The 18,586-nt window shown below is 54.8% G+C and carries 12 protein-coding genes; 1 reads left to right on the top strand and 11 read right to left on the bottom strand.

Going from position 1 to position 18,586, the window contains the following annotated elements; translation table 11 throughout:
- Positions 1-261: 261 nt before the first annotated feature.
- The 5 genes from NHH03_RS16215 to NHH03_RS16195 all read right to left on the bottom strand — a co-directional run bounded on the left by NHH03_RS16215 (position 262) and on the right by NHH03_RS16195 (position 4,098).
- Positions 262-741: a hypothetical protein gene (locus NHH03_RS16215; protein ID WP_253158007.1), complete on the bottom strand. Its 480-nt coding sequence runs from the start codon at positions 739-741 to the stop codon at positions 262-264.
- A gap of 865 nt (positions 742-1,606) precedes the next feature.
- Positions 1,607-1,771 (bottom strand): hypothetical protein, encoded by a 165-nt coding sequence (locus NHH03_RS16210; protein ID WP_253158005.1) that lies wholly within the window; start codon positions 1,769-1,771, stop codon positions 1,607-1,609.
- 137 nt (positions 1,772-1,908) lie between these two features.
- Positions 1,909-2,208, bottom strand: a complete 300-nt coding sequence (locus NHH03_RS16205; RefSeq protein WP_253158003.1) for a hypothetical protein — start codon at positions 2,206-2,208, stop codon at positions 1,909-1,911.
- Between the two features lie 46 nt (positions 2,209-2,254).
- Positions 2,255-2,836 (bottom strand): hypothetical protein, encoded by a 582-nt coding sequence (locus NHH03_RS16200; RefSeq protein WP_253158001.1) that lies wholly within the window; start codon positions 2,834-2,836, stop codon positions 2,255-2,257.
- Positions 2,837-2,931: 95 nt separating this feature from the next.
- On the bottom strand, positions 2,932-4,098 hold the full coding sequence (locus NHH03_RS16195) for a hypothetical protein (RefSeq protein WP_253157999.1): 1,167 nt from the start codon (positions 4,096-4,098) through the stop codon (positions 2,932-2,934).
- A gap of 760 nt (positions 4,099-4,858) precedes the next feature.
- Here NHH03_RS16195 and NHH03_RS16190 point away from each other — a divergent pair.
- Complete coding sequence (locus tag NHH03_RS16190; RefSeq protein ID WP_253157998.1) at positions 4,859-5,263, top strand: hypothetical protein; 405 nt, start codon at positions 4,859-4,861, stop codon at positions 5,261-5,263.
- Between the two features lie 786 nt (positions 5,264-6,049).
- Here the strand turns inward: NHH03_RS16190 and NHH03_RS16185 are convergent.
- The 6 genes from NHH03_RS16185 to NHH03_RS16160 form a co-directional block, all read right to left on the bottom strand.
- Positions 6,050-9,544: a M56 family metallopeptidase gene (locus tag NHH03_RS16185; RefSeq protein ID WP_261364309.1), complete on the bottom strand. Its 3,495-nt coding sequence runs from the start codon at positions 9,542-9,544 to the stop codon at positions 6,050-6,052.
- Positions 9,541-9,927: a BlaI/MecI/CopY family transcriptional regulator gene (locus NHH03_RS16180; protein ID WP_253157994.1), complete on the bottom strand. Its 387-nt coding sequence runs from the start codon at positions 9,925-9,927 to the stop codon at positions 9,541-9,543. The genes NHH03_RS16185 and NHH03_RS16180 overlap by 4 nt, the downstream gene beginning before the upstream one ends.
- A gap of 155 nt (positions 9,928-10,082) precedes the next feature.
- On the bottom strand, positions 10,083-11,336 hold the full coding sequence (locus tag NHH03_RS16175; protein WP_253157993.1) for a DUF1501 domain-containing protein: 1,254 nt from the start codon (positions 11,334-11,336) through the stop codon (positions 10,083-10,085).
- A gap of 29 nt (positions 11,337-11,365) precedes the next feature.
- A complete protein-coding gene (locus tag NHH03_RS16170; RefSeq protein ID WP_253157992.1) occupies positions 11,366-12,667 on the bottom strand; it encodes a DUF1800 domain-containing protein in 1,302 nt (433 codons plus the stop codon).
- 9 nt (positions 12,668-12,676) lie between these two features.
- Positions 12,677-18,040 carry a M56 family metallopeptidase gene (locus NHH03_RS16165; protein WP_253157985.1) on the bottom strand — a complete coding sequence of 1,788 codons (5,364 nt, stop codon included), beginning with the start codon at positions 18,038-18,040 and terminating at the stop codon, positions 12,677-12,679.
- Positions 18,037-18,471, bottom strand: a complete 435-nt coding sequence (locus tag NHH03_RS16160; RefSeq protein WP_253157984.1) for a BlaI/MecI/CopY family transcriptional regulator — start codon at positions 18,469-18,471, stop codon at positions 18,037-18,039. The genes NHH03_RS16165 and NHH03_RS16160 overlap by 4 nt, the downstream gene beginning before the upstream one ends.
- Positions 18,472-18,586: the final 115 nt, after the last annotated feature.

Here is an 18,586-nt window from a genome sequence, read left to right as displayed (position 1 = left end):
CTCAAGTTCGTCGGCGTCTCCCTACATGGGAACGCCTCCTGGTCATCCAGGCAGGCAGCAGTCTAACAGGCTGAACAGGGGGGATGTACCAGTCGATGCGCTCGTGGTCTAGCGAAGCTCTGGATGGTGACAAATGGTTATTCGAGCTGCGTTGTTTCTTCGGCTGAATCAGCGGATGGAAACTTGCATGCGTCTCAAGCTAGCGCGAACAAACTCCAAGCACGTTGCCAAACCCGAACCTGTTCTGCAACAAAGCGGCAACTACAATGAGCAAAAATCAAACTTCTGCTTCTCAATTTTGACGTGCACCCAAGAGACAACATGGATGTGAGATGGGAATACATGGGGCTGACCGCAGCGTTTTTTGACACCAAAGCGCACTGGCTGGACGAAGCCCGTGAACTCCACTGGCGCGGTCTTGCGTTCTTTCGCGTCGCGGGGAAACTCGTTTCTCTTTCGCGAGATGATTACGAACTCTCGGCAGTCGCCTTTTTCCAGTCCGTCTTTGGGCTGGAAATCACAATGCGATTGCACTTCGCCAGCGCCGCGGAGTCTTTCGCCAATTTGTTCAAACTGGCAGTCGACGAAAAAATCGTCACGGATGCGGTGTTCTCGGATTTGCGACCTATTCCGGTGGAGACGTTTTTCAACAATCAGATCCAGGCTGGCCTGCGAGAAGCCAAAACTCATTGCGACGCCCTCGCATTCTTGATCCCCAGGCTCAGGAACCAATACGTCCACGGCTCCCATGGAATTTGCCCAGAGTACATCTTCCTAACGTTGCAGATGAGAGAACTCGCAGACGCGCTCGACACAAAGAATGCAAGGCCACCGGATTGTTAAGCAACTCGAATGTTCTATTTGTCGAGCGAAGAAGTGACGATGCGACGTCCGTGGCCGTGACCATGCGGATGCATCTTGGTTGTACAGTGTGAATGAGGAAGTGATCTCCCTCATTTCACGGCAATCTCCAGAATTCACCAAAATCATCCACCAGGCCCCCAACCGCACGAGGACGGGGAAGACTTTGATTTGCAGCTAGTGTCGGTTTCCTCGAAGTCTGGCAGTTCCAATTCAGCTCAGGCAAACTTGTATCGCACTCAGACTAGATCTGCCGCGGACGTCGACTGCGTTGGCCGTCGCTAGCGTTTCAAGCGTCAACAGCGGCGATGGCATGTCGCAGAACTCAGCGAACCCGCCAACGAATTGTAACCGAGGTTCAAAATCGGGAAGCGTCTTGTCGGAGCGCGTCCACCACTGCTAAGCGTCAGGCTTCATGTTAGACGTTGGCAATCAGCTGATATGTTGATTTCGTCGTTGGCACTGCGGCGTATCTAGTACGGTTGCTATTCATCTCAAAAGACAGCCTTGACTCCGATGGGTGATAGCGGCGTCAATCTCCATGCCAGTTACAGTGACGTGTCGCATGCTCACCGAGTACGGCTAAACGCAGATTCTCTGCGACCAAAATCTGCGTGTAGCCAAAGTTTGCCGATTCAGTACTTGGATGCTGCAGTCCAGCATTGGCTTGCCTTCGACGGATCGCCGAGGACGTATTCGAAAGTTCCCCAGTCGGTTTCGAAGCAAGCTTGTGAAATTTCAAGACTCACAGATCGAGCAGATCCAACTCACTCTCAATCGTCTCGCACATTTGTGCAAATTTGGATACGGTTGCCTCCAGTTCACCCAGCATCGTTTTTAAGATCTCCATTTCACGCTGTACGTACTTCCGTATCGAATCGGATTGATTGTCGTCGAATGGGAATGACATTTTGAAGTTCCTGGTGTTGCTCGAAGCGCCGAACTCGATTCGCAAATACTTGTCTCGGAAGGATTGACGCTGGGATTCGCCATCCGAGCACGAAGCACCCGTCAACTCTGACGGTCAACGCAATCTACCGAAGGTGTTCAAAAACAAGAAAAACGGAACGTCTTCCTGTCTGGTGCGGGAATCACCTGGTCAAATTCCGCACGCGATGTTTCTTGCGCGTAGTGGGCTAACAACAGTGGTCCAATGCCTTTCGACCAAGGGTCTGCTATTCCACGCCCCTTTCCAGGTCCGTTGGCGCTAACATCCCAACGACCAAAATGCTGATCTATCTTTTCTTCGATCGCAGCATCCAGTTTTTCAGCTGATATGTCACCTGGAATTGCGGCAGCGCCAGCCATGAACGGCTGACGCGACTCAGCTTCTGCGAACGATGGCATACTCCAGGCTGCAAGGCCGCAGATTGTTGCCCAATCACTTTGCGTTCTATGATTCGTCGGCCGGCAAAAGCTTTTGGATGAAATCCGCGACGGCCTGCTCACTCTGAAATTCTGCGAGCGGTTTGGAATAAAGCCTTGCCACCGTTGTCGTCATCGTGCCCTTTGGAATTTTCATGGTCAGAGGTTGCTCAGCAACAATGGAAGCATCCAGTTTGCGGAGCAGCTTCAGGAATACGGCACGTCGAATTCCAAAATCACGTTTCTCTTCGTCCGGCTTGCCCTTGCTGGCCTTGGTTCTGTAGGTATCGGTGAGCATTGCTCCGAACACGGTAGGCCGAAATCCACGTTCGTACGAACGATCTCGATCGTAGAGCTGCACGCGAATTGCCAAAAACCTGCTATCGGAAGAGACCTGCATTCCATTGGCAGATGGATTTTGAGCGTCCTGGTCATCCTCACCATCTTCGACCCCGCGCTCCGTATCGAGTTCGTACACCAACCCTAAGTCCGTGTTGAGATGGTTGTCAGCGGGTGTTCGGCGTTTCGGATGGGCCACTGGGATCTTGAAATCGTTGGTCAAGCAGGTGGCGTCGACTGACGATGTGACTTGCTCGCGAATGATCTCCATGAAGCTATTCACTTCGTTGTATAAATCGTAAACCATTCCCATACCGACGGTGATCCGTCGAGAGACTTCGTCAGACGAAGGTGAATCTCCAATACTCATGCAGGGCTCCGAAATGGTGATTCTTCAGATAAGGTAAAATCGGACTGTCTGATCGATCGTTTGAAGTCGAACGATCGCTGTGGGATACGCTGACCCGACGCGCTATTGTCAATTGCCAAGCTTTGTATCGGGGCATTCGTTTGGGAAGAACCGGCTCCATTGACTGGCAACAAATTCGATCGCAATCGCCATCCGAATGAGACGGGTAGTTCCCACTTGTGAATTGTGCGATCCAGGTTGAAGCCATTTCGACGACTTGGACGGGGGCAAACAAAGCCGGTGGTGTCGGAAAAATCAACGTGGCAAGCATTCTCGAATCGAAATGCGTTGCGTTTTCGTTGGCCTTCACCGCCAAGGAACGCCGCAACAACGGGCCGAGACCATTCGGCACACTGCCGCCCTCCTGAGATCCCGTGAAAGGGCGCCATCGACCGCATCTCCATCAAGGCCACCAAATCGTTCACCATATCGCGACAGCCTCGACTGTGGCGATCATGATCTTCCTCCCGGTGACATTGCTTCAGCGTCGTGACCACACGCCGCCAATTGATCCATAGGATTCTCTTGTATCCGTTTGCCAACTGATCGCGAAGCGAATCCGCGATTTCCAACGTCTCAGACACACGGCCGAGATACGTCTCGATCGGCACTCGCTTTCCGTCAAAACAGATTCGAGGTTCACGCGCCCCCTTGGTTACCAGCAACATGAAAAAGTTCTCGTCCGGCTTTGCATTTACCAAGCCGATCAAGAGTTGCCGCTCAATCTGGTGCGCACCAAAATCGCTGTGCAGCTTTGCCTCGACAAACAATTTGAGTCCTGGACCGGTGATTTCAACATCCGGTTCCGTTCGCACGCTTCCGAGTCCAACTGGCGTCGCGTAGTTGGGCCAAAAATGGAATTTGAAATCGCTCTCTCCAAACTCCAGTTCATCGACAATTTTGGCGAATGACGACGCATGCGTGTTTGCTGTCTGGATCGTTCGGAACAACGTCTCAAGGTAGGGTTGTCGCGGCAAGTACTTCAGTGCACCGAACACGTCAGCGGTCAACAAGTCCTCTTTGCGCGACGAAAGTAATTCGCGAAGTGCTTTTCCACTGTCGAGACTATCGAGATCAAAATCGTCGATATCGCTCAACTTTCGGCGGATTTCAGCAATCAGCATTTGTTGTCGTTATTGGAGATGATTGGAAAAGCCGGTTGCATCAGGCGACGGTGCCGAACATGCCTTCTCGATACATTTGCAAAACCAAGATCCACTTTCTAGATGGTTGCTGACCTGGGTGCTGAAAATGAAAGCTCCCCAAGGCCTTGACCATTCGGCAGCGACAGGCTGGAGAAAACATCCATCTCCAACGGTTGATTGTGCGCGACTATTCTACTTTCTAAGACTCAGACGTGTCCCACGGTTCTGCGGAATTCCACCAAAGCGAACCCTTGCCGACGTGCTCGAGAAATGATTCAGCTCCCTGAGAGCCCCTTCTTCCGCAGGACATCAGGAATCGCCGACCTTCGCACCGACTCAATCCAGGTGACCGCAACATCGGTCAACGCCACTCCGGTGTCGGCCGCCGGAGCGCCCTGGCCAACTGGTGAAACCCACTGCAACATGATGAGCTTGTCGGGTTTCGTCGGCTCACGGTGCCTTGCCCTATGCGGGCTCTCGCACGCTTGACTGCTTTTGAGTCCTGGAAACTTTTCTTGCTTAATGCGAAGCTAAATCTGCGCGACCTCCCGCAGTGGCAACTCTTCCGAGACTATAAAGCGACCACCGCCAGCGCCACCGACGATGAACTTCGCACCCTCATCGAAACCAAAGCCATCCCGTAGTGCGGACTGTGCCCCAGCAAACGCACCGCCTTCGTCCATCCCGATCCTCTGCAACGGAGTGCATTGCAATGACGCATGGATCCTTCGAGCCCGACATGCCGCCTCCTCCTTTCGTGCCGCCCTTTGATCCGCCCGGCAGCGAACCGCCGTACGTTCCCGAAGGCAGTTCCACCGATGACGACGGTTCGAGCGACGACTTTGGCCCACGCCCGCCTTGGTGGCCCGAAGACTTCCCGTGGCCACCCGAGTCCGAGGAGCCCACCGTGATCGAATCCTACCCGCCAATCCACGTCTGGCCGCGTTTGCCGCCGGATCACCCGTACCACGTCCCTCCTGGACACTCCGCTCCAGATGACCTGCCACCAGGACATCCTGGCGAATCCTACCCAGGCATGCCGGACTACCCCGTCGTCCATCCCGGCGACTGGAGCGATGACTGGACCAGCTACCCCGGCATCCTCGACGACTGGCCGCCGAGCTACGAAGATGACGAAAAATAGTCGTCGACAACAAATGAACTCACGCCACGGCTGCATTGGACAATCCAATGCAGCCGTTTTTCGTTTCACAGTTTGCCATTAGCTAATTTGTTGTTCCCATTTCGACTCCCATGAGAACGATGAGAGCTCGTTGACGCTCATCGGAGATAACCCCAGGGTCAAAAAGTTTGATAACGGTTTAGTCCCCCTACCTGACCCGTGGTTGGAACACTCGGTTATGTAGATCGGCGGTTGTTTCTGAAGAAAAACGGTGAGGCAAGCTCGTTAACAACTTGCCCGTGCCTGACCCTCTCGCTAGTTTCGGAAAGTCGACTCGCTGAACGCACGTGGATTCCACGTCGGTGTTCACAGCGACACTCGATCGTTGTTCGGTACCCCCAACTAGCAATTGACGGAGCTTGATTTTAATGTCTGCACCACTTCTTACGATTCGAAATCACCACGCAGCCGGTTGCGGTGACCCACCCATTGTCGACGGAACTGTGCATGATCAATTTGTTGGTTACTTTGAGAACCGGTTTGGCGAGCAGTGGATTTTCACTCGCGACCGAGCGACCGGTGCCGCAACACTCTGCGGCGGTGATATGGGTTGGAACACGACCGTTGATGTGAACCGAAGATGCTGCCCAACAGGTGGTGCTCGGCGAGAGTGAATCTTTGTAGCTGCAGTCCTGCCTTGACGCGAACCGGCCGATGGCGCGAACTTGATCATTGCTCAAAAAGGTTCAGACGCTGGCGACACACTTTCGCGACTGTCGCCAACTAAATAGCTTCATGGCAATCGGTTCAATCACCGAATTGCAATACCTCGCTCAGCGATCCGACAACCTCGACGTTTCCGTCTTTGTCTAGCATCACGCTGCATGGGAACATCGTTATCGGATACCCGGCAATTCTGCCTGGCTGAATCCCGACACCTTTCGTTTCGCTGCCGATGAAAGCCGGGTACTCCAATCCAATCTCGGCAATAGCTTGTTGCACTTTCGATGCATCCGTACCCGGTGCATGCACTCCGATCACATTCAATCCGTTCTTCGCAAGCTTGTTCAGGATCGGCACATCATTTTTGCATGGACCACACCAAACCGCCCAAAAATGCAGCAGTGTTTTACCGTCGGTGTTGATCTCTGGAAGCTCTTTTCCTGGCAGCGGTTCACCAGCCAGGTTGGGTGCTTTTTGACCCACCATTTCTCTCAGTGGCTTGAGTCGATGATCCATGGTGGCTTTGTTCTTGCGAAGCTCTGCCGATGCCTCGTCGACTAACGCGTGAATCTTGGACTCTGGCATGTCCGGGTCAAACTTGTACATCACGTGCGTTGAAAACCGCCAGTCGTTGATCGTGTCACCCTTCACAGGAAGAGCTTGAGTAACCAGTTCGCTTAAATCGGGACCTGTGTCGGTGTCAATAACTTGGGATCGAACAACGCAATACTTGAATCGCTCACCCTCGTGAAGCCAATGCGACTTCCATTCGGTATGTGGCAACTCAACGCCCGGTGCAACTTCGCGATAGTCCGACAACTCAACCAATCCTCTAGGACGCTGATTTGCTTTGTGCAGATAGGCCCAATCCATTGAGACTTGTCGCTTCTGCACCTCTGTGGCCTCGTTCTCGAGCCACTGCTGAGCTTCCTGCTCTGATTGAAAAGTTCTGCCAGCGATCGTGTGGAGGGACGCCATTTGATAGAGAGGCTGAAACTTTCCCTGACTGATGAACCTTAAACAGCCGATCAGACGCCCCGATTTCTTGCCAATCCACAACTGTTCCGCGCGAGGAATCGAACGAATCACTCGACAGGGTTCACCGGCGAAGACTTCGTCCGGCAGCGATTGAAAATTTGCAAACTCGACTGGCATCGTCGAACTCACAAAGAACGTTGGGTATTCTCCGGTGTCCGCCCATGCGAAACGGTGGTCGCCGAGATAAAGATAGCCGGTGGGCCGGAAGTAGTGATTGCGAAAGGTTTCACCAAAGCTGCGGTATCGCCCAAACTGATCGCCCGAGTCCTTGTACCATCCACGCTGGCCATCCCACGTTCTCACTGATGCTTGATCGTAGGGCTTGTTCCTGAGCGTATAGACGTTCCGCCTTGTTGCGAAAACTTCGCTGTTTCTCCAAGCCCAAGTCTCGGTCGCGTCTGACAGGCTTTCATCGAACTCGCGGATGGCAAGCGCCTCTTTAAGATGTTCGAGTGATCTTTCGTCCTTCAGGCCGATAATCTCGTCGGGGTCACCATAATAGGACGTGGCAATTTTCGTCGATATGGAAAATGCAGGCAGTCCACTAACGGCAGCCAATCGCTGGTGAACTTGTTCGCCAAGACGCTGCGCCGCCGGATCCGGTGCGGGCCGCTCGATCGCGGCGGCATCGCTAGCGAGTTCAGGAATTGGCACACTGAGGATGGATACGTCGACGTTCGTCTTCTGTTCTGGCCGAAGCGAAATGTTCGCGAACGTAACCCAGTGTCGGATCGGTCGCAGTCGATACTCGACGCGATCAATCTTCTCAATCGGCACGTCAAAAATCTCCGCGGAACGATCGGCATCCTCGGAATCACTCCAAAAGGTTCGCCCCCAATTAGAGTGCCGTGTTCCGTCGTCGTCGATGGCAACCAACTCGAACTGCGCCAGGTCGTCGTCGGACGTGTCTTGCGCCCAACGAAGCATCGACCGCGTACCTCGCGATTTCACATCCAGCGGACGCATCGTCTGGTAAGCCTCTTGAAACCGCGATTCAATTCTTACTGGTTCGAGGTCGTCGCCATTCGTGTCAACCTTCCTCCAAGGCCCCCAGGTGGGATCAGGTATTCCAATCGTGAGGCTAGCGGATTCGGACGGTTCACGCTCTGTCACGATCAGAAATGCTTCACCGTCGGGATACGGTGTTCGCCAAGTGTGAGCGCGTGCGCCATCGACTCGGTAGATTGGACTCTCACCTCCGGAAAGCCCTTCATACCGAAACAGAAGATCATGGGCAGCTTGTTCATCAATTTGGAATCCTGCGGGATCGCCCGAATGAGCAAATTCAATCGGCTGGCTCGACTTCGTCCCGTTTGGATTCCACGCTTCGGTCAACGGTCCATCATGCGGCTTGATGGCTACCAGCTCAACGGAAACTTGCTCGCTGATTTTTGCTACGAACGCGTCGGGACCTTGATCCTCATCGACGGGTTCTTCCGCACGCAAGGACATTACACCAATTGATGCGATCAGCGAAAGACTCGCGATAATCCCAGCGACGATCGGCCCGCTAGGTGCAATCGTATCTCGTTGTCTCGACTGACCTATCAGCCGGCGGATGCGTGATACCAAATCGCCATCACGAGCACCGACAGCGAGTGACGGGTAGCTGCCCCGAAGTTCTTCGATCGCGACCAAGGCACGTCCGTAGACTGCGGGACTTTTCATTGCGGCTACGGCGATGTCGTCACAACAATGCTCGCGCAGTGTTCGCATTCGATGCGAAACAAGCCAGACAGCGGGATGATAAAAGAACAGAGTTTCGACGACGGACTGAAATAGGTTGACCAAATAGTCGTAGCGTCGAACATGAGCTAGTTCGTGCGCCAGAATTGCTTCCATGTGTTCAGGCGTCATCGTGCTTGCGAAGTTGACCGGAACCAGGATCACACTTCGGATCGCCCCCACAACAATCGGCGACTCGATCAGTTCGCTGACGAACAGATGCACGTATCGGCGAATTTGCAGCTTTCCCAAGGCCCGATCGAACGCTTCAACCAGTGCTGGCTCAAGCGGGTCTTTTCGGCTTCGTTTGATTTGCTCGACGCGAATCCAGCCGAACAACAATCGCATTGCGAGAATCAGGACACCCCCGCACCAAAGCACGACGATTGTTCGCAGCCATGGCTGGACAATCGCCGCGATTGATTCTTGAAAGCTGGACTCGTCTTGAACAAATGGCGTTTGCAACGCCGCGACGGTTGGTTGAACCGGATTCGCTTGATATGCCCGCATATCGAACATCGTATCGCTGTCAGCGTTCAGAGCGTACTGCGCCGTTGAACTGGTCGCTTCCTCGATCCGACTGGTCTCAAATAGCGTCTGGTTCGCCGGCTTGTGATCGACCAGCCACGCCAACGTCGCAGCGGGGCAAATGACAACGGCAAACATGCCAAGCAGGAACACCGTGTATCGCGACGATGGTGAACTACGACGCAGTAGCCAATCCGCAACCATGCAGCATACGAGCCCTACGAGCAAAAACTGCCAAGTGGAATGCACAATAAGCCAGCCAACCGTTTCAAGAGCTGAAGCGTTCATGACTCGTCCTCCATCTCGCTCAACAATCCGCGGATCTGGGCGATCTCGTCCGGCGTTGCTCTTTTGCTCGACAAAGCGTGCAGCATCAATTGTGCGGCGGAACCGTCGTAGACTTTGTCAATCAACTCGCCGAGCATCTGCTTCTGCGTTCGTTGCTGTGGCTTAGCAGGACGGTAGATTTGCGGCTTCGCCTCGTCATCACGTTTCAGCAAGTCTTTGTCCAGCATCACGGACAGCATCTTGACCGTCGTTGAGTAGGTGGTCTGCCTGAATTGCTGAAGCGAATCGTGAATGTGCCGAGCGATGCTCGGACCATCGTCCCACAGAATTCGCAAGATCCGCAGCTCGACCTCGGTCGGCTGCGAAGAAACGTGCCGTGCCATAAACCACCCACCCGAATTGAACCGAAAACCAAGATGGCGAACGAATTCGCCAACCGTTCGATCAGTGTAGCGAACGAATTCGTCACGTCAAGTTTATCTGACGTGGAAAATCGCATGTTGAGGCTGGCCATCAACGCAAGCGATTTAATCTCGCTCTACGCGTCAAACAGGCTGATGGGCGAAGGCTGCGGTGGTTCGGTTGATTTCCATGTGCCGCCCAACCAAGTTTGGGCGACTTCCCGGTACACGCTTCGGAAGTCGATGCCCATCTGTAAATCACCGTCGACGAGGTCGGTCAGGTTGGGCGTTGGTCCGATCAGCCCGGATCGGACTTGGCTGCCGGCGAGGAAGACGGGGCCGGCGGTTCCATGGTCAGTGCCTTCCGAACCGTTCTCGGCGACTCGACGACCGAATTCGCTGAAGCCCATCACGCACACGCGATCGGATAATCCCGATGCTTCGACGTCGTCGAGGAATGCTTTGATGGCATCGGAGAACTCTCGCAACAACCGTGAGTGCGACGGCAATTGAGCCGCGTGGGTGTCGTAGCCATCTTGGATCGCGTAGAAGATGGGTGTTTGAAATCCGCTTTTGACCATGGCCGAAATGGTTTGCATGCGCCCGCCGAGTCTTGTGGATGGGTACTTGGCACCGGCGTCGGTTCCGCCTTCGTTGTTTCGCTCCAAGACATTCGCCGTGGCAATCGCGTTTTGCATCGTTTGGTCGACGAATTGGGCAAGCGAGGACTTGGAGTGAGCCGACGGCGCTAGCCGCGGGTTCCCGTCGCCACCCGCGGCTAGCGCCGTCAGCTCATCTTGCGAAGTGTCTTGGTAATCACGAAGTTGCAAATCTGTCAGACTCGATAGCGTCACCGCGGTCGAGCGACGACTTTGGATGGCCAAAGGTTGCGATTCGTCGCCGACCAGAATCATGTCGGGGTCATCCGATCTCATGCCGGCGTCGTCCATCGTTCTGCCAAGCCAACCATGAGATCGCAGCATGTCTTCGCCGCCAACCTGGGCCGAGTGCCAGATCGCCATGCTCGTGTCGTGCGATCGACTTGGGTTGGGATAGCCGACACCTTGGACGATACCAAGCTTGCCTTGTTCAAGCAGATCTGCCGCAGAACGCATCGACGGATGGAACCCAATCGAGTCGTCAATCTTGAGTAGCCGATCAGTCGGCAATCGAAGTTTCTTGCGGTGCTTGGCGTAACCTTCGTCCGCGTACGGAACGATCGTGTTGATCCCGTCATTGCCTCCGCTCATCTGGATCACGACCAAGATCTTCCCGTCACGTTCCGTCAGAGCCCGGTCGTCTGCCACTACTGCCCGGCTCACCAATGACGGCATTGTTCCCAACAGGACGGCGGAGCTCTGGCCAAGAAAGCGTCTTCGATTCGTCTTCATCGTTCATTCCCATGTCTTTGTGAATTCAACTAGCCGAGTTGCGACGAGGGTCGCCGCAGCATCGCTTCCATATCACCGGTTGCATTCTCGTGACCCAAGAGCAACATGCTCGCGAACTTGGTTCGCTTGGTCGGTGTCGAGAAACCGTGCTTTGTCGCCAACGCCTGGATTTTCGGTGGCTTATTCGGGCGATGCAATTCGCCCTGACACAGTGCGGAGACATAGTTCGCACGGCCGATCATCGTTCGGGTCGTTAGCCACAATCGACCGCCGGGCCAGCCAAACACGTTGGGCGGATAGAACAAATCTTGGCCGAGTTTGGCCGCCCACTCCGCCAGCAACAACGTGCTCGGCGGCGGATCGAGCATTTCCAACCCTCGCAGCGGTCCGATCATGAACTGGATCGGATCGAGCACGCGATTGCCAATGTTGTCGTCGGCAAAAAACGCTTCGCTACGGAGGATCGTTTCAACGGCCCAGCCGATATCCAGGTCATGGTCGCGAAGACCGCTGGCGAGTTCGTCGAGTGCATCATCCGTGATGACATCTTCGCCAAAAAAGACTTCACACAATCGCATCGCAATCCGACGGGCGAGCGGTTCCTGCTTCAGCAAGATCGCCAATACATCATCGCCATCGAATTCGCCTTGTTCACCGAGTACCTGCTTGGTTCCGTCATCGTGGTACGCCGCCACCTGCTCGAAATTTCCGCCGCGGACCGTCCAGCCCGCCAGTGCTCGGGCAACTTCTTTCACATCAGTTTCGCTGTAATGACCGACACGCAGTGTGAACAATTCCATCAACTCGCGAGCAAGGTTCTCGTTCGGTTTGCCTTTGCGATTCGCCTTCGCGTCCAGCCAAATCATCATGGCGGCATCCTTGATGACACCTCGCAAAAGATCACCGAACTTTCCCAACGCATGTTGTCGAAACAAATCATTCTGACGCTTCATCATCGCCACGTTGGCGACTTTCAAGTTGCTGGTCGCAAAGTGGTTATGCCACATCAACGTCATGCGTTCGATCAGCGGATCACCCGAGTACAGGATCCGATAGAACCACCAAGCTTTCAGCCGATTGATGTCACCGGAACTTACCGCAGCGTCACCGATCAGTCGCTGGAGCGAATCAAAATCATCCGTCGCGTTCCCGCCTCGCAAGACTCGATCAACGGCGACCTCGGGCCCAGCCTGAAGATCCCGTTGCAATTCCTCCCAAGTCGCTCCGAACCCGGCACGTCGATGCAAATGGTGGACGCGACGGAGGTTCCACGGAGAGGCATTGTCCGGCTCATAAGGCATCCATGCTGAGTCGATGTGTATTTCGTTCATCGTAGTCGCTCAGTTTTGGGAATCGCCATCATTCATTGGACGCGGAACATCGCCAATTTCCATTGTCTCACCGGGTTTGGCTGTGGTTAGGTCAATCGTGAAGGTGTTGTCTTTGTTGATGTTGTTGCTTTCGTCGAGCGCGTACATCTTGTAGGTCAGACCGGCCATCAGGCCCTTGATCTCGAAGCGGCCCTCGTCGTCGGTGTGGCACCAGTGAATCATGAACTTCACTGGCGGATCCTTTTCGTTGAGAGAACATTCCTTGCAGGAGATAAAGTAACCCGGTGCGGGAAGTTCGGTTCCGCTATCGATCAACCGTCCCGTCACTCGGACGGACGGTTCGAGCGTGACAACGATCTCATCCGGGGCGTCTCCTTCGACGCGGTACTGACCGACGAGCGATTCGTCTTTTGTCTTGAAGAACAGTTGCCGTGGGCCGGTTCCGTCGTAGCCGTTGACGGTGAAGCGATCGGTCAAGAGCACCTTGTCATCATGTCGTGGCCTCCACCACTTGTACCCCGCAGTCTGGCCAAGCACATGCAGGTCAGAGATTTTTTCTCCGCTGGGTCCGACCACGCGACCGGGGATGGAGAGGCCGGCATCTAACTCGAGATCACAAGCGAATGAACTCGCTTCGCTGTTTTGGTTGGACGCTGGATCAATCTGTTTGAGCAGGTGCCAGTTGGAGCCTGAGAAGTTTAGCTGCAATGGGAAGGGTGTAGTGGGAATTGTCCTGTCCGATGCATCGTAACCGTCAATCGTTTCGGCACCGGATGCCAATGGATAGCCCGTAACCTGCGATGTCACCAACAACACACCAGGCCCCGGCAGACCGAGTATGCGGTAGCGACCGTCACTGTCCGTACCGTAGCGTTGCTCGGTCCAGGCCTGACCCAGCCCAAGTTTTTCCAGCGAATGAGGGTTCTTTTTCAGTGCAATATAGTCGACCGTGGCCGAGAGCGGTTCGCCGCTCTTCTTGTCAGTGACACGGCCTTCGATCCAGATTCCCCGTTTCACCTGAAAGTCGATGCGTTTTGCGTCTCCATCGTCAAGACTTAAAGAGACGTCATCCGACGTCATCAGGTACGGCTCGGACTTCGGTGGGATGCATTCGAGAACGTGTCCTTCTCCAGGAGGCATGCCCGTGATGCGGAAATGCCCCTGATCATCGGTCACCGACCGCATGTGATCCGTATCGAGTCGCAATTGCGAGTCATTGGCACTCCCTTCCTTAAACAATCGCTCGACATACACGAGCGCACCGGCGACCGGTTGGCCGTTGTCATCGTCCCTGACAACACCTTCGACCGGAACAGACGGGCCGATGGCATGAGTGAAGTCCCGTCCTACAAAAACGTCTTTGGCTCCGTTGGGATTCCACTTGATGTGCGGCAGGCTGACCGCCCTGATGTTGCGACCGAGGACGTTCAACGGGTTGGCCTGAACACGATCGTCATCGAAAACAAGGGTGACCAGTTGATCGTCGCCGATTCCGCGAAGTTCAAATTCACCGTTTGCGTCCGTCGTCACCGACGGGATTAGTTTTTGCAATTCGCTCCTGGCGAGTCCTCCAACACTCGTAGCGCTCAATGCCTCGTTTACCTCCCGTTTCAACGACATCTCAAACGCCTTCAACAATCGTGCGACGTCCGGCTGCTGGAGGCTCTCCACCGACACTTTCACATTCGGCAGCCGATTGCCTTCCAGATCAACCAACCGCCCTCGCACGCTCTGCGTTTCAGGCCGCAACTTGAGTGTCCGACTAGCGAAACGTCCGTCTCCGAGCGACTTGTCGACTCGGGTTTCCAGCGTGTCCCTCTCGTCGCTTGAAGTCGGATTGTCCTCAAACACATCCAGCGGCATCCAGTCCAGACCGTGGCCCGTAGCCGTCGCCACAACCAACGCCTGAGTAGGTTGAATTCGCTTCCGAATCACGTCGGTCGTTGCTTTATCCAGCACGAACTCAAACCGCCCTTGAGCATCCGCCGTCCCCAGCTCACGCAGCTGTCCCTGCCTGTTTGAACGATTCGCCTCGCCAACGTACCGATGCGACGCGACGGCCAACCAAATTTTCGCCCCAGCAATCGGCTTTCCGCTGGGGTCGACGACTTGGCCGGACAACGTTTCTCCCTCTTTCTTTTGCGAAGCTGTTTCCATTTCATGCGGACCAGGAAGCGGCTTGCAATCACCGAGCTCCCGCGTCTCGCCTGGCTGGAGGGTCACTCCCTTGATGCAAAGGACAGGGAAATGGTTTGGCTCGTTTTCAAATCCAAAATCGTACTTCAACCCAGGAATCAAACTCGGCACCCGAAAGCGTCCTTCGTCGTCGGTCCGAATGTCGAGCGTTTGAGGCACGCTGACAAAATCATGCTCGACATCGCTTTCTTCATTGATCCCATGGTTGTACGAAACAATTGGAGTATCCCTGATAGGGACACCGCTTTCATCAAGTAGTCGCGCAGTGATGACGCCTGCTGGCTGGAGCTTGATCGTTTCGTTTCTTGCTCCAGGCGAGATCACAGTCTGCCCAGCCAAGTTGCGATCTTCGTGCCAAAACAGAAGTTGTCGCGACGTGCCTTTGGTGAATCCAATTGCCTTGAAGTCTGCAGTATCACTCTCACGCCAGTAGGACATGGGGCGTGTTCCGCGAATGGATGTTCCGGCGACAGGCTTGCCTTCCGAATCGACAAGACGCCCTTCGGCTGTCAAGCCAGGATCGAGTCCAATCGTAACTGTCAAATTGTCATCCAAATCCGATGGGCTCACCTGCACAACGGAGTGATAGTTGCTCGTTGAACAGAGAAACGGGGCGGTCCTCAAGAAACTGTCACCCTCGGACTGTCGGCCTTCAACGATCAATTCATCACCGACCCCCATCATGTAGTCCTCGCGAAAACCTCTTGCCGCAATCACTCCGCTGCCGGGAAAAATGACGGTGCGAAAGATCCCGTCATCATTCGTCGACACACCCGACATATCTCGGCGTAAATCCAATCCATTCTTCCCGAGTTGCCGATAGGCTTGGTTTTTCTCAAATACAAAATAGGAGAGATTGGCACCTGCAGCTTCGCCGGTTTGTTGATTAATGACTGCACCTTCCACCCAAACGCCTCGTGGTGCCTTGAGATCGATCGTCAGAGGATCTTCACCTGGAGGAATCTCAACTCGCCGCTCAACCGCAACGTAGGGCTTGTCTTCCGGTGGCAGAACGGTAAGCGTTTGCTTTCCACTCACAGGAACGCCCGTCAACCGGAAACGACCTTCATCGTCGGTCGTCGTGGCAATCTCATTCATTGGATTCCCAGCCGTACCGCCGGAGATCCGAAAACCTCTCAGCGGCTTTCCCGTATCTAAATCACTCAGCACACCGGTGATAGGACGCGTCGGCCCCGCAACAAAATCAAAATTGTTTGGGACATAGTGAAGCGTTCCTAACGCCGGTGCATTCTCATACCAAGGCACCGAAAGGGGTTCGATTGGAGTTCCAGTGACAACGCGAATCTCTTGCGTTTGAATCGTCGGACTCTCAATCAACATCGCCACGATTCGATCCGAGCCAAAGCTCGGAATCTCAAATCGGCCCTCGGCATTCGTTTGAACGTGCCTCTTTTTAAAGAATGACGGCAGAATCGTGAATGAGAAGAATTTCCTTTGAACCGCCATTCCGTCCGGTCGATCGTTGAGCATCTTCCGCCAAGCACTGACACCGAAACTATTGGGTGTTGGCACTTCTAGCGAGTTGAAAGACACCTTCACCCCAGAAATGGGCTGACCTTGTAGATCAAGAATCCGACCTGCTATGGGTTCATCGTTCGCAACAAGACGCAGTTGCAGAGGATCGCCAAGCTTGTTGTCATGGATGTTGGTGACAGCAGGAGCGAAGCCATCTCGAATCGCCACCACCGTGCCGAATCGCAGCACCCGATCACCATAGAGTTCAACCTTCTTAGACGCTGGCCCGGTGAAATCAAAATCGCCATTGTTGTCACTCGTCGCCACTGGCATCGCTTGCTGTTCATCGTCTGCTATCCTCCCCAGCATTCCGCAATGATAGATCTCGGCTCCTCCAATCGGCTTGCCATCTGGATCGGTGACGCGCCCGGTGTATCGAAACGGGGCCTGCTTTGTGTTGGCCGTTTCTTCCGGTGCGGGCTCAGAAGCAACTTGTGCCGTCGCGATCGTCACCGTTCCAGCACAGATCGCGGCCAACAAGCCAACCGTCGACGCGAGGACAAACGCCCATCCGCGTTTGCTCAACATCGTTTGCGTGTCGCGACTTTCATCGAGCAGTCCAGCCACGCGTTGTTCCAATTTCCAACGCGACGCGAAGAAGCCGACGCTGCCGGGGATCGTTTCGGGACGCTGAACAAGCTGGGCAAGCGAAAGCAGAGTGCGGCTGTAGATGGGGGCGTTGGTGGCCCGCAACACAAAATTGTCGCAGACTTCTTCGCGGGCTTTGGCAAGTTCGCGGTTGAGCTTTCGCACCAGCGGATGTGGCCAGTAGATCGCGGCGACGAGGTTTTGTAACAAGACCACAATTTGGTCTCGCCGGACGACGTGGGCGACTTCATGAACAAGAACCTCAGCAAGTTCGACCGGGTTCGACTCCGAGATCAAACGCTTGGGAAGGACAACCGAGCCGGCGAAGATACCCGCTGCAAGCGGGCCGGAGACTTCATCGGACGCAAGCAACCGAGGCTTGCGTTCTTCATGGCAACCGGCCAATGCACAGGCTTTCGTGAATGCTGACACGTAGTCAGGATCGGTGATGGGTTCCGCTCGGCGCAATATCCCTGCCAGCCGGCTCCAGCCGATCGTCATTCGCAACAGCAACAACATGGCTCCCACTGCCCAAACTGCCGTGGCGATGGTCACGATGATCGCCAGCCACTGCATCGGTAAGCGAGCGTCTTTCACGGCGGGCGTGGCTGCGGAAGGATTGACGGGAGCATCGGCTTCAACGTTGGAATTCATTGCTGATTCGTGTTTCGCCGGTGCACGCGGGGCGTTGCCCACGCGGTTAAACGAAGAATCTTGGACTTGAATTTCTGACGTGTTGGGTTGGGATGCTGGCAAGCTTTGCATCGGTGAGTCGTTTGCCGACGTTGGCTGCTCGTTGACGGCAACCGTTGCTGTCGGAACGGCTTCACTTGGCAAAGCGAGTGCCAACCAGCCACCGCCTTGAGACTGAACGAACGCTGAAACGGCAGGACTGGCCAACACCAACAGCAGACCGCAACAAAGAATCCAATATCGCATGGCGGCTCGCTTGCGAAACAACATCGCAACGCACAACAAAACCGCTGTCAAAACGGTCGAGTGAATCAGAACGTTGATCACCCACAGGACCAACTGGTCAGAGAAGAGATTCATGATCGACCTCCGCGTTTCTTGCTTGGCTTTTGACTGGCCATCTTGGTCGGCTTCGTCTCCGCCGCGTCAATCATCTCGCGAATCCGATCGGCTTCATCGGCCGACAGACCGCGGTACTCCATCAACGCCGTCACCATTTCTTCGGGCGAACCGGCGAACAATCGGTCCACCATCTGAGCGACCTTGGCCCCAAGGGAAGCCGTGCGAGGTCGGTTGGCGGAGTACCAGAACGTTCGGCCCTCGGTCCGATGCTTTAACCATCCGCGTTCTTCCAGGCGGACAATCATCGTTTGGATCGTATTGCGAGCGACCTCGCGTCGTTTTGCCAGTTCGTCTCGCACCTGCGTGACGGTGACCTCCTCCTGGTCCCAAACGACCTCCATGATCTCCCGCTGTGCCTGCGTCAGCGGTGTCGTGTCCGGCTTCGCCATGTCCTGTTTCCCTCAAAAGCGTTGTCTGCCTACTGTGCGTAGGCATTCTTGCCGACGCGACGTAGGCAAGTCAAGCGTTTTTGCAAGAATAATTCTTGATGTCGATTGACGCCGA

Source organism: Stieleria tagensis (assembly GCF_024129865.1).
Classification (GTDB): Bacteria; Planctomycetota; Planctomycetia; order Pirellulales; family Pirellulaceae; genus Stieleria; species Stieleria tagensis.
Note: the sequence above shows the minus strand (reverse complement) of the source record. Positions and strands in the feature narration are given on the sequence as shown.

Excerpts from the sequence above, each read along its gene's own strand:
- NHH03_RS16210 (WP_253158005.1), bottom strand. The coding sequence starts at position 1,771 with ATGTCATTCCCATTCGACGACAATCAATCCGATTCGATACGGAAGTAC.
- NHH03_RS16190 (WP_253157998.1), top strand. The coding sequence starts at position 4,859 with ATGCCGCCTCCTCCTTTCGTGCCGCCCTTTGATCCGCCCGGCAGCGAA.
- NHH03_RS16175 (WP_253157993.1), bottom strand. The coding sequence starts at position 11,336 with ATGAAGACGAATCGAAGACGCTTTCTTGGCCAGAGCTCCGCCGTCCTG.
- NHH03_RS16165 (WP_253157985.1), bottom strand. The coding sequence starts at position 18,040 with ATGAATCTCTTCTCTGACCAGTTGGTCCTGTGGGTGATCAACGTTCTG.
- NHH03_RS16170 (WP_253157992.1), bottom strand. The coding sequence starts at position 12,667 with ATGAACGAAATACACATCGACTCAGCATGGATGCCTTATGAGCCGGAC.
- NHH03_RS16185 (WP_261364309.1), bottom strand. The coding sequence starts at position 9,544 with ATGAACGCTTCAGCTCTTGAAACGGTTGGCTGGCTTATTGTGCATTCC.
- NHH03_RS16180 (WP_253157994.1), bottom strand. The coding sequence starts at position 9,927 with ATGGCACGGCACGTTTCTTCGCAGCCGACCGAGGTCGAGCTGCGGATC.
- NHH03_RS16195 (WP_253157999.1), bottom strand. The coding sequence starts at position 4,098 with ATGCTGATTGCTGAAATCCGCCGAAAGTTGAGCGATATCGACGATTTT.
- NHH03_RS16160 (WP_253157984.1), bottom strand. The coding sequence starts at position 18,471 with ATGGCGAAGCCGGACACGACACCGCTGACGCAGGCACAGCGGGAGATC.
- NHH03_RS16200 (WP_253158001.1), bottom strand. The coding sequence starts at position 2,836 with ATGGAGATCATTCGCGAGCAAGTCACATCGTCAGTCGACGCCACCTGC.
- NHH03_RS16205 (WP_253158003.1), bottom strand. The coding sequence starts at position 2,208 with ATGCCATCGTTCGCAGAAGCTGAGTCGCGTCAGCCGTTCATGGCTGGC.